Origin of the sequence: Streptomyces sp. NBC_00878, from assembly GCF_026341515.1 — a bacterium.
Taxonomy (GTDB): Bacteria; Actinomycetota; Actinomycetes; order Streptomycetales; family Streptomycetaceae; genus Streptomyces.
This window is the reverse complement of the sequence record NZ_JAPEOK010000001.1, coordinates 7,827,127-7,840,127: the sequence shown is the minus strand read 5'-3', so window position 1 is coordinate 7,840,127 and position 13,001 is coordinate 7,827,127. Positions and strand designations below refer to the sequence as shown.

General features: G+C 67.2%; 11 protein-coding genes and 1 pseudogene. 8 read left to right on the top strand and 4 right to left on the bottom strand.

The annotated features are described in order from the left end of the window. Window positions 1–12: 12 nt before the first annotated feature. The 4 genes from OHA11_RS34000 to OHA11_RS33985 all read left to right on the top strand — a co-directional run bounded on the left by OHA11_RS34000 (window position 13) and on the right by OHA11_RS33985 (window position 5,012). Window positions 13–354, top strand: a complete 342-nt coding sequence (locus tag OHA11_RS34000; protein WP_266502853.1) for a MazG-like family protein — start codon at window positions 13–15, stop codon at window positions 352–354. A gap of 273 nt (window positions 355–627) precedes the next feature. Beyond that, on the top strand, window positions 628–1,296 hold the full coding sequence (locus tag OHA11_RS33995) for a PASTA domain-containing protein (protein WP_266502852.1): 669 nt from the start codon (window positions 628–630) through the stop codon (window positions 1,294–1,296). A 509-nt stretch (window positions 1,297–1,805) separates the two neighbouring features. Continuing rightward, the gene (locus OHA11_RS33990; protein WP_266502851.1) at window positions 1,806–2,300 is read left to right on the top strand and encodes a hypothetical protein; all 495 of its coding nucleotides are present in this window, start codon (window positions 1,806–1,808) and stop codon (window positions 2,298–2,300) included. A 9-nt stretch (window positions 2,301–2,309) separates the two neighbouring features. Next, window positions 2,310–5,012: an ATP-binding protein gene (locus OHA11_RS33985; RefSeq protein WP_266502849.1), complete on the top strand. Its 2,703-nt coding sequence runs from the start codon at window positions 2,310–2,312 to the stop codon at window positions 5,010–5,012. Window positions 5,013–5,296: 284 nt separating this feature from the next. Here the strand turns inward: OHA11_RS33985 and OHA11_RS33980 are convergent. Next, a pseudogene (locus tag OHA11_RS33980) lies at window positions 5,297–5,755 on the bottom strand (transposase); the annotation flags it as partial. 483 nt (window positions 5,756–6,238) lie between these two features. On the opposite strand from OHA11_RS33980, the gene OHA11_RS33975 reads away from it, so the two are divergent. Together OHA11_RS33975 and OHA11_RS33970 are read left to right on the top strand one after the other, a co-directional pair. After that, window positions 6,239–6,820, top strand: a complete 582-nt coding sequence (locus OHA11_RS33975) for a YdeI family protein (RefSeq protein ID WP_266502847.1) — start codon at window positions 6,239–6,241, stop codon at window positions 6,818–6,820. A 240-nt stretch (window positions 6,821–7,060) separates the two neighbouring features. Next, window positions 7,061–8,011: an alpha/beta fold hydrolase gene (locus OHA11_RS33970; RefSeq protein WP_266502845.1), complete on the top strand. Its 951-nt coding sequence runs from the start codon at window positions 7,061–7,063 to the stop codon at window positions 8,009–8,011. Window positions 8,012–8,390: 379 nt separating this feature from the next. Here OHA11_RS33970 and OHA11_RS33965 read toward each other — a convergent pair whose 3' ends face one another. Together OHA11_RS33965 and OHA11_RS33960 are read right to left on the bottom strand one after the other, a co-directional pair. Beyond that, window positions 8,391–8,834: a hypothetical protein gene (locus OHA11_RS33965; protein WP_266502844.1), complete on the bottom strand. Its 444-nt coding sequence runs from the start codon at window positions 8,832–8,834 to the stop codon at window positions 8,391–8,393. Window positions 8,835–9,380: 546 nt separating this feature from the next. Continuing rightward, the gene (locus OHA11_RS33960) at window positions 9,381–9,893 is read right to left on the bottom strand and encodes a YceI family protein (RefSeq protein WP_266502842.1); all 513 of its coding nucleotides are present in this window, start codon (window positions 9,891–9,893) and stop codon (window positions 9,381–9,383) included. A 119-nt stretch (window positions 9,894–10,012) separates the two neighbouring features. Here OHA11_RS33960 and OHA11_RS33955 point away from each other — a divergent pair, with 119 nt between their 5' ends. After that, window positions 10,013–10,576 carry a MarR family winged helix-turn-helix transcriptional regulator gene (locus tag OHA11_RS33955; RefSeq protein WP_266502840.1) on the top strand — a complete coding sequence of 188 codons (564 nt, stop codon included), beginning with the start codon at window positions 10,013–10,015 and terminating at the stop codon, window positions 10,574–10,576. 119 nt (window positions 10,577–10,695) lie between these two features. On the opposite strand, the gene OHA11_RS33950 is transcribed toward OHA11_RS33955, so the two are convergent. Further along, the gene (locus OHA11_RS33950) at window positions 10,696–12,048 is read right to left on the bottom strand and encodes a PHB depolymerase family esterase (protein ID WP_266502838.1); all 1,353 of its coding nucleotides are present in this window, start codon (window positions 12,046–12,048) and stop codon (window positions 10,696–10,698) included. A gap of 280 nt (window positions 12,049–12,328) precedes the next feature. Between OHA11_RS33950 and OHA11_RS33945 the strand changes: the two genes are divergently transcribed. Beyond that, window positions 12,329–13,000: an enoyl-CoA hydratase-related protein gene (locus OHA11_RS33945; RefSeq protein WP_266502837.1), complete on the top strand. Its 672-nt coding sequence runs from the start codon at window positions 12,329–12,331 to the stop codon at window positions 12,998–13,000. The last annotated feature ends 1 nt before the right edge of the window (window position 13,001 follow it).

Here is a 13,001-nt window from a genome sequence, read left to right as displayed (position 1 = left end):
AGTCTGACCGTCATGAGCGACGACGACCTCTGGAAGTCCATCGACCGCCTCCAGGACTGGCTGGCCGCCTCCCAGCCGGAACGTCCGCCCCAAGAGGCCCTGCTCCTGCGGATGTTGAAGCTCTCGGAGGAGGTCGGCGAGGTCGCCCAGGCGGTGATCGGCGCCACCGGCCAGAACCCGCGCAAAGGCACGTCACACACCTGGGACGACGTCCGGTCGGAACTGTGCGACGTGATCATCACGGCGGCGGTGGCCCTCCGCACCCTGACACCGGAGGCGCGCGAGGTCTTCACCGCACACCTGGCAGGGGTGACGCACCGCTCGCTGGGTCCGGGGGAACCGCCTCAGCCCTGAGCGCTCGGCTGGGAGGCCGTTCGGTGCGTGCGGGCCGTCGATAGCTGGTCACGCCCACGAGCCGGAGAGCCGCACTTCGCCCCGCCGGGCACCGATTCCCACGGAAGCCCGCAGTCGGCAGCCGAGGCGCAGAGTGAGCCTGTCGGGCGCGCAGCGACCTGACAACAGACCACTCACGAGTGAATCTCTGCCACGAAAACGCCACATCACCCTCACAAACGCCGTGGATCACACAAGCTGACCCCTCACCACGCACAGCCCTTGGGGGGACACATGCGTATCCGCGCAACCATCACTCTCACCGCCGCCTGCCTCACCGCGCTGGCCACTCTGACCGCCTGCGGCGGCACGGGATCCACCACGAGCGGCACCGGAGTCGACAAGCCCGCCGCGGTCCAGGACCCCAACCAGGACAACACCAAAGACGAGGACGACAGCAACGACCAGGACGTCGCCAGCACCGAGACCGCCACGCTGCCGAACCTGGTCGGCAAGGGGCTTCAGGTGGCGCAGGACCAGGCCCAGGAAGCAGGCTTCTACGGCCTCACCTCGCACGACGCGCTCGGCCGCGCCCGTTTGCAGGCCTTCGACCGCTACTGGCAAGTCTGCTCGCAGACACCGAAGGCCGGCGAGCACCCGACCGACGCGAGAGTCGACTTCGCCACCGTCAAGCTCGACGAGACGTGCCCCGCCGAGGAAGAGGGCGCGGAACCCGTGGCCGCCGGATCGAAGATGCCCGACGTCAAGGGCAAGTCCGTCAAGCCCGCCCGCCAGGCCCTCGACAGCAACGCCGGCATCACCATCAACGACGCCTCCGGCCAGGACCGCTTCGTCCTCGTCGAGTCCAACTGGCAGGTCTGTACCCAGGAGCCCGCCGCCGGCGCCGAGCTCGACGGCCGGCCGGTCACTCTCACCGCGGTGAAGTACGGCGAGCCCTGCTGACCAACACCACTTCCCGCTTCGGCGGCACACGCTCAACCTTCGCCGTCACAGGGCTCTGGCGCGATCCTCACGGACCGCTCCGGAGAATTATCCCGTCTCCGCGGATGCTGTCCCTGTCTCCAACTGACTGCACCGGTCGACCTCCGGTCTCAGGCAATCGGGTTCATCGGCAGGCCTCCACGAGGGAGCCGTCGGAGCGCCCTTCACTGGGCTGAGCCCGCGCTGCTTGGGCAGATAGCCTCGGTACGACGCGCGGAGACGGCAGATCACCAGCGCGGACGCTCATGGGCTCTGTCACTGGAGGACCGTATCCATGCGGCATGAGGCTTGGTCTGACACAAGCGGGCTATCTCGCTTCAAGGCTGGTGCTGTTGACCTTGTCAGGCTGCCATTCAGCTATCGCATCAAGGGCAAGACAGACGCGTAGCTGCTGCACCCGGTCAACAGGTCCATGGTCACTACGGTCTGGTCGCTCTATGCTGAAACCCGCACGGGGGGACGGGGGTTCAATGGCGGCACCTGAGGCATCCCAGGATGCTGACCGGGCGCAGGTCTCGGTGCGCGACGAGTTCGCGCTGGAGCGCTACCGGTACCTGCTACAGCAGATCCACGCGGTCAACGAAAACCTCCACCGCTTCCTGACCATCTACCAGACACTCGCGACGTCACTGGTAGCTGCAGTCCTCGCTCTCTTTGTGGGGTACCGCGAGTGGGGGGTGGATCCCGCGACTGCGCGGGGCGGGGTGATCGGGTTGCTGGTCCTCACCACTGTGGTCGCTGCGTTCACGGCCACGTTGATCGTGGTTGGGGCTCTAGCGTGGCTGGACTACCGCAACGAGGAATGTGACCTCACGGACGAGATGGTCGCCCCCGATTTCCGCAAACGCCCGCGTACGCGCAATCTTCTGCGCTGGTACGAGACGTATGTGCTGGCGTTCATCGTCACCTCGGTCCTGGTGATGTGGCTACTTGCCATGCTCTTCTTACTCCCGGCGATGAGGTGACGCTTCCAGGTGCCGGACTTCGATTTCACCGCGACGACTCTGTGGCAGAACACGCTCGCTGCACGACCACGCGGGGACGATCACCGGGCGCAGCGTGAGCGCCTGCGTGCCTCCTATCTGGCCTTGCGGGAGAACGCTGCCCCGCTCTTGGCGGAGAACGCACGCAGTATGCCCAGCTTCACCGTCCATGACATCACTCATGTCGATGCGCTGTGGGAGACAGCGGACATCATCTGTGGTGAGCAGCTCACGCTCACACCCGCGGAGGCGTATGTGCTGGGGTGCGCGTTCGTTCTGCATGACGCGGCCATGGGAGCGGCCGCCTACACGGTGAGCCTTCCTGATGCGCTGGGCGAAGAGCGCTGGCACGACCTGGTTTCGGTGACCTACTTCCGCAAACATGGATGCTGGCCAGACTCGACGGAGCTCAATACGCCTCCGGCGGAGATAGCTGAGGAATGCCGGGCGATCGCTATCCGAGAGGCGCACGCAGAACAAGCACGGCACCTGGTGGACCAGCCGTGGCGGTCCAGCGTCGGCAATGAAATCCTCCTCATCCAGGACCTGCAGTTGCGCGAGTCCTACGGCCCGCTCATCGGTGATCTGGCGGCAAGCCACTGGTGGCCGGTTGACACGCTCAGCTCGCAGTTCCGGCAGGCGAAGGGCTCGCTGACCTGGCAGCCGGTGGAGTGGCTCATCGAACCGCTGAAGCTGGCCTGCGTGCTACGGCTGGCCGACGCCACCCAGGTCGACAGTCGGCGGGCGCCCACGTTCTTGTTCTCCTTGCGCAGCCCCAAGGGCCTATCGCACGAGCACTGGCAGTTCCAGGAACACGTCAGCCGCCCCCACCTGCGGGGCGACCGGGTCACCTACACCTCGCTGCGGCCTTTCGCCCCGCACGCCGCGTCGGCGTGGTGGCTGGCCCTGGACTATCTGCGCCAGGTGGACGGGGAGTTGAAGAAGGTCGACGCGCTTCTCCACGATCTCGGCCGCGGGCGGCTGGCCGCTCGCGCCGTGGCAGGAGTGGACTCCCCCGAGCGTTTCGCCGAACTCTTCCCGGTGGCCGGCTGGCGTCCCCTCGACGCCGCGGTGAAGGTCTCCAACATCCCCGCCCTCGTCGAAACACTGGGCGGCGAACAACTTTACGGCAAAGCGCCGGAAGTAGCGGTCCGGGAACTGATCCAGAACGCGCAGGACGCTGTGCTCGCCCGCCAGGTGGTCGACCCCGATTTCACGAACGCCCAAATCGAGGTGCGTCTGGTCTCGTCTCAAGGAGCCTGGTATCTCGAGGTCCGCGACAACGGAGCCGGAATGGACGAGGAAACCATCGTCCACGGCCTGCTGGACTTCGGCAGCAGCGGATGGAGTTCCCCGCGCGTCCGTAGCCGCCTGCCCGGCCTGGCCAGCGGCGGTTTCAAGCCCAAGGGTCGGTTCGGGATCGGGTTCTTCTCCGTTTTCATGCTCGGCCACCACGTGGAGCTGACCACCCGCCGCTTCGACGCCTCCATGGCTGACGCCCGCCGTCTCACCTTCGATGGATCAGCACGACGCCCCCTACTTGCGGCTATACCTGCCTCCGTCCGGACCGGGGCCGGCACCCTGGTGCGTATCCGGCTGCAAGAGGACCCGTACGAGACCGAGGGGATCCTGCGACGCACCAACGACGACCGCCTCACCCAGCTCGTACGCAGGCTGGTCCTGGAAAACGGTGTGCCCATCCGGGTCTGGGAGCCGGGCGCGGCCGACGCCGAAACCGTGGAGCCGTTCACACTGGCCACCGGATCACCCGAAGCGGTCTTCGACCGCCTCTACCCCAGTCTGGTCGACAGCTGGCGCGTCAGCCAGGAGAAGCAACGCCTGCGGCTCAGAGAGGCGTTCGTCGAGAGGGCCAGCGAACTCCTCGACGAACAGCAACAGCGCATCGGTCTGGCCGCTCTGGGGGCAGACCTTCTCTACTGGAGCCAGCTCAACTACCAGGGCATCGTCACAGTCAACGGTCTCCTGGCTGATGAATCAGTCGGCTTCGCCGGCTACCTCACCGGGCAGCCCAGCCGCGCCTCGCGGGACCAAGCACAGCCCGTCGCCAATCAGGAGCAACTGCGCCAATGGATCAGGCAGCAGGAGCAGCGGCTGCGCACCACCGGCAACTTCACCGACCCGATCCAGTTGGAACTCGCCTACACCCAACACCGCGCCTTCGGCACCATCCCCGACGACGTCGCCTTCGCCATGACCGCCGAAGGACTCCTGCGGCCTGGCGGCATCAGCCAGTGGGCCGCACAACGCACACAAGTGTTCCTCGTCCAGGCAGGTCCTCCCCTGGTCTGGAGAGCCCGCCCCCCGCGGGTTTTTGACTACCTGTCCGGACGCGATATCCAGCTCTCCGACGACTGGGTCCTCATTTGCAACTACGCCGCCGACGCCAAACTTCTCGCGCTCTTCCCCACCGCCCTCAGTCGCGATGACGCCTTCGAATCTGCCCGCCACGACACCTCCCTCACCTGGCAAAAACTGTGGTGGCGCCTCTCCGGCGATCCGAGCGGACTGTTTCTTAACGCCCTGTGCACAGCCTGGTCCTGCACCATCGAGGACCTCTTGGCCCCCGTGGAACAACGCGGCTGGTCCGACATCGCCCAACTCCACGACGCAACCATCGAACCCATCTGGGGGTATAGCCTGCGCCGACCGGCGACACCACCACCATGCCTGTGATCACCCAAGTCGCAATCGTCACCTGGGTGATCCGCCTCTGCGGTCCGTCCGTGCTTCTCTGCTAGCGGATCTCGTACCGGTGGTGCGGAACCACGCGCGTCCATACTGCCTCGAAGGCCTCCGTGCACAGCTGAAGTGGTTCCAGTGACCCACTGCTCGTCGAACAGCCAGAAGTTGTTGCCGGGCAGGGCGATGTCGGGCGCCCTGCGTCGCGGCAGCACCACGGACCCGGTGGTGTCGTCGGTGCGGCGGACGATGTCGAGGGTGAGCTGGAGCTCTGAGCGGGCGAAGTCGACCAGGCGGCCGGCATGGCCGCGGTCCACCCAGACGAGACGGATCGAGAAATACTGCTCGCGCAGCCGCGCCGGCAGCCCGACGCCGGCGTCGCGATCCTGCACGCTCGCCGCACTCACCAGCACCGTCAGGACCAGGCCGAGACGGTCCACCACCACATGCCGCTTGCGCCCGCCCACCCGCTTGCCGCCGTCCCAGCCCGACGTCGCGCGCGGGATGTTCGCCGCGGCCCGTACCGACTGCGAGTCCCCGATCGCAGCCGTCGGATCCACCGAACGGCCCTCCCTGAGGCGTACGCGGTCACGTAGCCGGTCATGGGACTCGGCCGGCAGGCCGGTGGCCTGCCGGCGGCGGGCGAAGGCATGCACCCGCCTGAACGGCGGGAAGTCCGCAGGCGGGCTGACCCACTTCACCTCGTTGTCCACGACATAGCGGACCGCATCCAACATCACGCGATGGCAGTACCCCTCCGCCCGCCTGGCCCTGGAGCCAGGCCGGAACCGGCAGCAACGGCCGGATGCACCAGTTCGACTGACCACACCCATCGACCGGCATGCGGAAGCCTTCTCAGAGACAGGAGCGGCAGCGGGGTGGGTGTCCACCGCGGTGGACACCCACCCCGCCACGGGAGTGGCACTACCGCCCGATGGTCACCAATCCACCGATACTCCAGGGCGGGGTCCCGAAGGCCCCTTGTGGGAGTCGAATCGCCCCAAGCACATCTGTGTCGGTAGCCGCCTTGGCTAGACCCTGCGGTCGGTTCGCCGAACGGCTACGGCAACATCCCAAGCCAGCTCAAGCAGTTCATCAACTCGACGGGTGACCTGTGGCAAGCAGGGGCGAAGCTCGCCAAGTAGTGACCGGTCAGGTCGCCTGAGCGGGTCGCTTAAGTAGGTCACCATCTGTCCTATATGGACTCTAGTCTGCGGTTTATGCAGAAACACGAGGACGGCGTCGAGATCCTTGTCCCCGCGAGCCCGGCCGAGCTGGAGGCGTGGCTCGAAGAGCATCACGGGGAGAAGGCCGCGCTCTGGGTGAAGATCGCCAAGAAGCATACCGGCATCTCGTCGCTCACCTGGGAAGAGATGGTCGACACGGTGCTCTGCTTTGGCTGGATCGACGGTCAGCGGCGAGGCTTCGACGACTCGTACTTTCTGCAGCGCACGACACCCCGCCGCCCCCGCTCCGCCTGGTCGCAGGTGAACGTCGACAAGGCCGAGGCCCTGATCGCGGCAGGCCGGATGCGCCCCCGCGGCCTGGCCGAGGTCGAGGCGGCGCGGGCGGACGGCCGCTGGGAGACGGCATACGCCTCACAGAAGAACGCCACCGCACCACCGGATCTCATCGAAGCCCTCGACGCGAACCCTGCAGCGCGGGTGTTCTACGACACGCTCGGCAAGTCCGACCAGTTCGCCCTGTACCTCGGTCTGGTCACCGCCCGTACCGAGAAGACGCGGCTGGCCCGCTTAGAGCGGATGGTGGCGTCGATGGCAAGGTCCGAGCGGCCATCATGATCAACCGCTTGGTCAACGCGCAGATCAAGGGCATCAAGGCCCGCGGAGGCTTATAGGGAGCCCCAAGAAGGCGCTGTCACGAAGCACAAGCGCAACCGTCGTCTCGCGTCTCGGCGATCTCAGCGTCAGACTTTCATTCCGCACAGGGTCCCCCGCGCAAAGAGTTCGTGATTCAACAGCCCGAACTCTTCGGGAACTTCACCTAAGCCCAATCACCCCGAAAGGCAATAAGGAAACACAATGAACAATTCTAGCGATTTCCCCAAGCCCAGCATTGTTCCGGTCAACGGCGTGGAACTCGAAGTCTTCGAAGCAGGACGAGAAAACAAGGGAAAGCCCATCGTGCTCTGCCACGGCTGGCCTGAGCACGCGTACTCCTGGCGTCATCTGATGCCCGTCCTCGCCGAAGCCGGCTACCACGTCATCGCACCGAACCAGCGGGGTTACGGCAACTCATCCCGCCCGGCCGAAGTGACCGACTACGACATCGAGCACCTGTCGGGCGACCTCGTCGCGCTCCTCGACCACTACGGATACGAAGACGCCACCTTCGTCGGCCATGACTGGGGTGCGTTCGTCGTCTGGGGACTGACCCTGCTGCACCCCAACCGTGTGAACAAGGTGATCAACCTGTCCTTGCCTTACCAGGTGCGCGGTGAAACGCCGTGGATCGAGGTCATGGAACAGTTCCTCGGCGACGACTTCTACTTCGTCCACTTCAATCGACAGCCGGGCGTTGCAGACGCCGTGTTCGATGCGAACACAAGCCAGTTTCTCCGCAACCTCTACCGGAAGAACGTTCCCCCGGCGCCCCCTGAGCCGGGCATGGCGTTTATCAACCTCGCCCTGGCGGAAGCACCGCTCGGTGAGCCTGTCATGAGCGACAGCGACCTGGCCGTCTACATCTCCGGGTTCGAAACGTCGGGATTCACGGGCGGCATCAACTGGTACCGGAACCTCGACCGCAACTGGCACCAGCTGGCGGACGTGGACCCGATCATCCAGCAGCCCGCCCTCATGATCTACGGCGACCGGGACCTCGCGGTCCCGAGGTCCGAAACCCTGACAGAGTTCGTGCCCAACGTGGAAGTTGTCGGCCTGGACTGCGGGCACTGGATCCAGGAGGAAATGCCTGAGGAAACAAACCAGCTGATTTCCAAATGGCTGGAACAGCAGGATGCCACCGTCTGAGAAGGTTTCCGCATGCCGGTCGATGGGTGTGGTCAGTCGAACTGGTGCTGGATCGGGTGATCGCTGCGGCGTCGGCGCATGAAGACAGGGCCCCCTCGGTAGCTCGGGGTTGCGAAGCCACTCGAACACCCAGGAGACCCTGTTGCCGCAGTCTTGCGTGACCACGGCGGTCGCGTCCAACTCCCGCGTGTCGCCGTGCGATTGTCTCGCGCACCGGTTCGGAAACGCCGCGGACCGGACGGACCGGACCTCGTGCTACGGCTCCGATATGAGCGCGTCGCAGTGGCAGGTCATCCGGCCGTTGCTGCCGGTTCCGGCCTGGCTCCAGGGCCAGGCGGGCGGAGGGGTACTGCCATCGCGTGATGTTGGATGCGGTCCGCTACGTCGTGGACAACGGGGTGAAGTGGGGCAGCCTGCCTGCGGACTTCCCGCCGTTCAGGCGGGTGCATGCAAGCGGCATGTGGTGGTGGACTGTCTCGAACACGTTCGGCCGCACCTCGGTGACCCACCCGCGGGCAGCCAGCCGCTTGACCCGCGAGCGCACTTCCTCGACCCGGGTCGCTGTCGCCTCCCACCCCGGCCCGGCCAGGATCTGCTTCACCCGCATCCCACCGGCCGCCTCCGGCACAGCGAGGACCCGCAGGATCTGCTGGTATTCGGGCACGAGCACCTCAACGACGGCATTCCCACCCCGCTGCGGAACGGCCGAGCCCGCTACCGCACCAGAGGTCAGCTCGCCGCCCTGACCTGCCTGTTCACCCAGCACCTCGGCCACCGTCTCCCGGGCGCCGGCCAGCCTCACCAGGGCGCCTACCGCCGCCACGAGCGCGGCCCCCCACCCGCTCGGCCTCCTCCCGCAGCCGGGCCACCTCCTCACAGACCTTCTTCTCCCGGACCTTCTTCTCCCGGGCCTCCAGCATTCCGAGCACCGACGGCACAGCCACCTCCACGGACAAGACGAGCAGACGAACCGCCCCATCCCTCCCACCTACAGGCGGAGTTCACGCCCACCAACCTCGAACCACACGATCACGTCCGGAAAGCAGAAGCCTTCTCAGCGAAGGGCCCCTCTTCATAGTCGACGGCGTAGCTGTCGCGCATCTCCAAGTGGACAGCGGAGCGCGTGCAGTTCGCCAACGGGACAGCGAGGTTCCCGGATGACCGGCAGCCTCGCACATCCGCGTTGTGCGCCCCGGGGCCTCAATGCCTCGTAGAACATCGCCATCACCCGGTACTCGACGTGAACCGACCGGCGTCGCGCTGCAACTGCACGTCTAGCGCGTCCGGCGGCAGCCTGATCCGCACGTCGGCCAGCGCCTGTCAGACCTGCCTCTCGCCCCCGGTCAGCCGTTGAGGCTCCTACCAGGCTTCATGACGTACGCGTGAAGCCGAGCGTCGCCGTGACCGTGGTCAGGTCGCGCATCATGCCCAGCTGGTTCCAGGTCATGCCGAACTGCTCCCGGTCCACGGTGAACTCGGCGGTGAGCGTGACCGCGTCGGCGCTCGCTCCGGTGACCCGGGCCGTGACGGACTGCGGGCGGCTGATGCCGCGGGCGGTCAGTTGGCCGGAGATCTCGACGGTGTCGTCCTGGCGGACCACGGCGTCGCGGACGGCGAAGACGAGGGAGGGGTGCCGCTCGGCGTCGAAGAAGTCGCTGCCGCGCAGGTGCTCGTCGCGCTTGGCGTTCTTGGTGTCCAGGGAGGCGGCGTCCAGGGTGATGGTGCCGCGGGCGGTGCCGTCGGGCTGGACCTCGCCCTCGCCCGTGACGCCACCGAAGGCACCCTTCACGGTGACCATGCCCCACATCGTCTTGTGCTTGATGGCGACGGTGGTGCGGGCGGGGTCGAGCTGCCACAGGCCGGTCTCTACGGCGACGGTCATGGGAGTTCTCCAGACGTTTCGAGCAGTGGACTCAGTCATCCAAATGCAGTAATCCAAATTTGGATGACCCCACGCTAACCGAATATCCAAAATTGAACAACAGGTAGACTGTGCGGACTATGGCCGACTCCCCCGCCTCCGCCGACCAGCCCGAACGCGAGCCGACGAGCGACGCCGGGCTGCCAGCGGGCGATACCGGCCCGCCGACCGGCGCCGACGGGCTGCTGCCGGCCGAGCTGCGGGCCTGGATGCGTCTGCTGGCCGCGGCCGGGGCGATCGAGCAGTCGTTGCGCTCACGCGTCAAGGACGCCATGGGGATCTCGCACGACGAGTTCCTGGTGCTGTGCCTGCTGGCCGAACAGCCCGGCTCCAGCCTGCGGATGACCCGGATCGCGGAACTGCTGGGCCGCCCGAAGACGCGGCTGACCTATCAGGTCGCCTGCTTGCAGCACGCGGGGCTGATCAGCAAGCACTCGACGTGCGGCGACCGGCGCGGCATCGAGGTGAAGCTCACGGACAAGGCCCGCCGCCTGCTCAGCGAGTCCTCGCGCCCCCTGGCCGACGCCGTCTCACAGGCCATCGCACAGACGGCCTGCGCCCATCGGTACTCGCAGTTGCTCGACCTGCTGCCGGTGACCCCGGCCCTGGACACCGAGGGGCACGGCACCGAGAAGCCGGAGTAGCGGGTGGCCGAAGACGCGTCTCCGGCCACCCGGGTCCGGCCACCTGGGTCCGGCGACATGACAGGCATGACGGACCGTCATGAATCGCAGACGGACCGTCATGACTCACCGACGGGTCGTCAATTGACCGTGCACACCGTTCCGTTGAGCGTGAACGCGGCCGGAGCCGCGCCGTTGCCGCCGTGATTCGCCTGATAGCCGATGCCGACGCTCGCGTTCGGCGCGATCGTGCCGTTGTACGCGGCGTTGGTGGCGGTCACCGCGCCGCTCGCCGGGGCGTACGTGGCGCCCCAGCCGTTGGTGATGGTCTGCCCGGACGGCAGGGTGAAGCCCAGCCGCCAGCCCTCGATGCGGACGGTGCCGGTGTTGGTGATGGTCACGGAGCCGGTCAGGCCCGTACTCCACGCGGTGGTCGTGGCGGTCACCGCGCAGGCGCCCGGCGGGGGTTGAGGCGCGGGACCCGAGCTGTCCAGGCCGAAGAACGTGAGCACCCGGGCCGCCATGCCGTACGCGTACAGGTTGTGGCCGATGCCCTGGAGGCTGATGGCCTCGACGGGAGCCCGGTCACCGGTGGCGCCGTACCGGGTACGGGTCCAGCCGGTCTGGGGCGAGTCCGTGGCGGCCGGGGTCTGGCCGACGCCCAGCACATTGGTCCACTGCTTGGCCTCCTCCCCGAAGTTGGGGTAGCGCAGGACGTCGTCCTCGGTGCCGTGCCACAGCTGCATACGCGGCCGGGGGCCGGTATAGCCCGGGTAGGCGGCGCGGACGAGGTTGCCCCACTCCTGCGGGGTGCGGATCACGGTGCCGCCGGAGCACGCGCTGTTCCACTCGGAGCCGTCGGTGGTGGCGAAGCAGCCGAACGGTACGCCCGAGAAGGCCGCGCCCGCCGCGAACACGTCGGGGTAGTCGCCCAGCAGGACGTTCGTCATCATCGCGCCGGAGGAGATGCCGGTGGCGAAGATCCGGCTCGGGTCGGCGGAGTAGGTGCGCGTCACCCAGTCGACCATCGACCTGATGCCGACCGGGTCGCTGCCGCCGCCCCGCTTCAGCGCCTGCGGCGAGGACACGTCGAAGCACTTGCTGGCGCGGGTGACCGACGGGTAGACGACGATGAACCCGTAGCGGTCGGCGAGCGAGGCGTACTCCGTGCCGGAGTACATCGCCGGGCCGGATCCCGTGCAGTAGTGGACGGCCACCACGATCGCGGGCTTCGCCGTGACGCTGTCCGGTACGTAGAGGTACATCCGCAGGTTGCTGGGGTTGGTGCCGAAGTCGGTGACCTCGGTGAGCGCGGCGGCGGGAGCCACGGTCGGAGTCACGGTCGGAGCCGCGGTGGGCGCGGCCGCGCGGGCCTCGGCCCCGGGCGCTCCGAGGAACAGGGTCGCGAGCAGGGACGCGAGCGCCCCGAGAAGCACTGCGAGCCCCGAACGCGACGGTCTCCTCACGGTGTTGATGCTGCCAGTGGCGGACATGTCCGTCCCTTCCGGATCGCGACGCACGGGAATGGCGCGCGATGGAGTGATGGCGTGGTGGAGCGACACCGTGCGACGGGGCCGGCCGCACGGCATGGGATGGCATGGCCATGACTGTCGTGGAAGCGCTCCCACAAGGTGGAGACCGAAACCGGCCACTACGAAATGACCGGTCGACCGTCGCGAGTTCCCCCACGTACGAAACCGACCATTGCGAGTTCCCCCACCAAAGGCATAAGTTACCGATAGGTAACCCAGGTGGCCTCACAAAGGAGTGACCATGCCCATGCTCGACCGCCAGGACGACGTCTTCGTTCTCGATCTCGGAGACGGCGAGAACCGCTTCCACCCCGACTGGCTCACCTCGGTCAACTCCGCGCTGGACGAGGTGGAGAAGGCGGAGGGACCGCGGGCCCTGGTGACCGCGGCCACGGGCAAGTTCTACTCCAACGGCCTCGACCTGGACTGGCTGTTCGCGCACCCCGACCAGGACCAGGACTACGTCATCAGCGTCCAGGGGCTGTTCGCGCGGATGCTGTCCCTGCCCGTGATCACGGTGGCCGCCCTCCAGGGGCACACCTTCGCGGCCGGCGCGATGTTCTCGCTGGCCCACGACTTCCGGGTGATGCGCGCCGACCGCGGCTACTGGTGCCTGCCCGAGGCTGACATCAACATCCCGTTCGCGCCGGGCATGTCCGCGCTGATCCAGTCCCGGCTGACCCCGCAGACCGCGCACGAGGCCATGACCACGGCCCGCCGCTACGGGGGCGGCGACGCGCTCGCCGCCGCCATCGTCGACCGCGCGGTGCCCGAGGACGCCGTACGCGGCACCGCCGTGGAACTCGCCCGGACCCAGGTGGGCAAGGCGGGCCCGACCCTCGGCACCATCAAGTCCCGTTTGTACGCGACCGCCCTGGAGACCCTGCGGAACAGGGAGAACCCACTCGGCTGAC

What these genes read in the sequence shown, in the direction of transcription:
- OHA11_RS34000 (WP_266502853.1), top strand. Translation starts at nt 13, where the DNA reads ATGAGCGACGACGACCTCTGGAAGTCCATCGACCGCCTCCAGGACTGG.
- OHA11_RS33970 (WP_266502845.1), top strand. Translation starts at nt 7,061, where the DNA reads ATGAACAATTCTAGCGATTTCCCCAAGCCCAGCATTGTTCCGGTCAAC.
- OHA11_RS33995 (WP_266502852.1), top strand. Translation starts at nt 628, where the DNA reads ATGCGTATCCGCGCAACCATCACTCTCACCGCCGCCTGCCTCACCGCG.
- OHA11_RS33945 (WP_266502837.1), top strand. Translation starts at nt 12,329, where the DNA reads ATGCCCATGCTCGACCGCCAGGACGACGTCTTCGTTCTCGATCTCGGA.
- OHA11_RS33960 (WP_266502842.1), bottom strand. Translation starts at nt 9,893, where the DNA reads ATGACCGTCGCCGTAGAGACCGGCCTGTGGCAGCTCGACCCCGCCCGC.
- OHA11_RS33990 (WP_266502851.1), top strand. Translation starts at nt 1,806, where the DNA reads ATGGCGGCACCTGAGGCATCCCAGGATGCTGACCGGGCGCAGGTCTCG.
- OHA11_RS33975 (WP_266502847.1), top strand. Translation starts at nt 6,239, where the DNA reads ATGCAGAAACACGAGGACGGCGTCGAGATCCTTGTCCCCGCGAGCCCG.
- OHA11_RS33955 (WP_266502840.1), top strand. Translation starts at nt 10,013, where the DNA reads ATGGCCGACTCCCCCGCCTCCGCCGACCAGCCCGAACGCGAGCCGACG.
- OHA11_RS33950 (WP_266502838.1), bottom strand. Translation starts at nt 12,048, where the DNA reads ATGTCCGCCACTGGCAGCATCAACACCGTGAGGAGACCGTCGCGTTCG.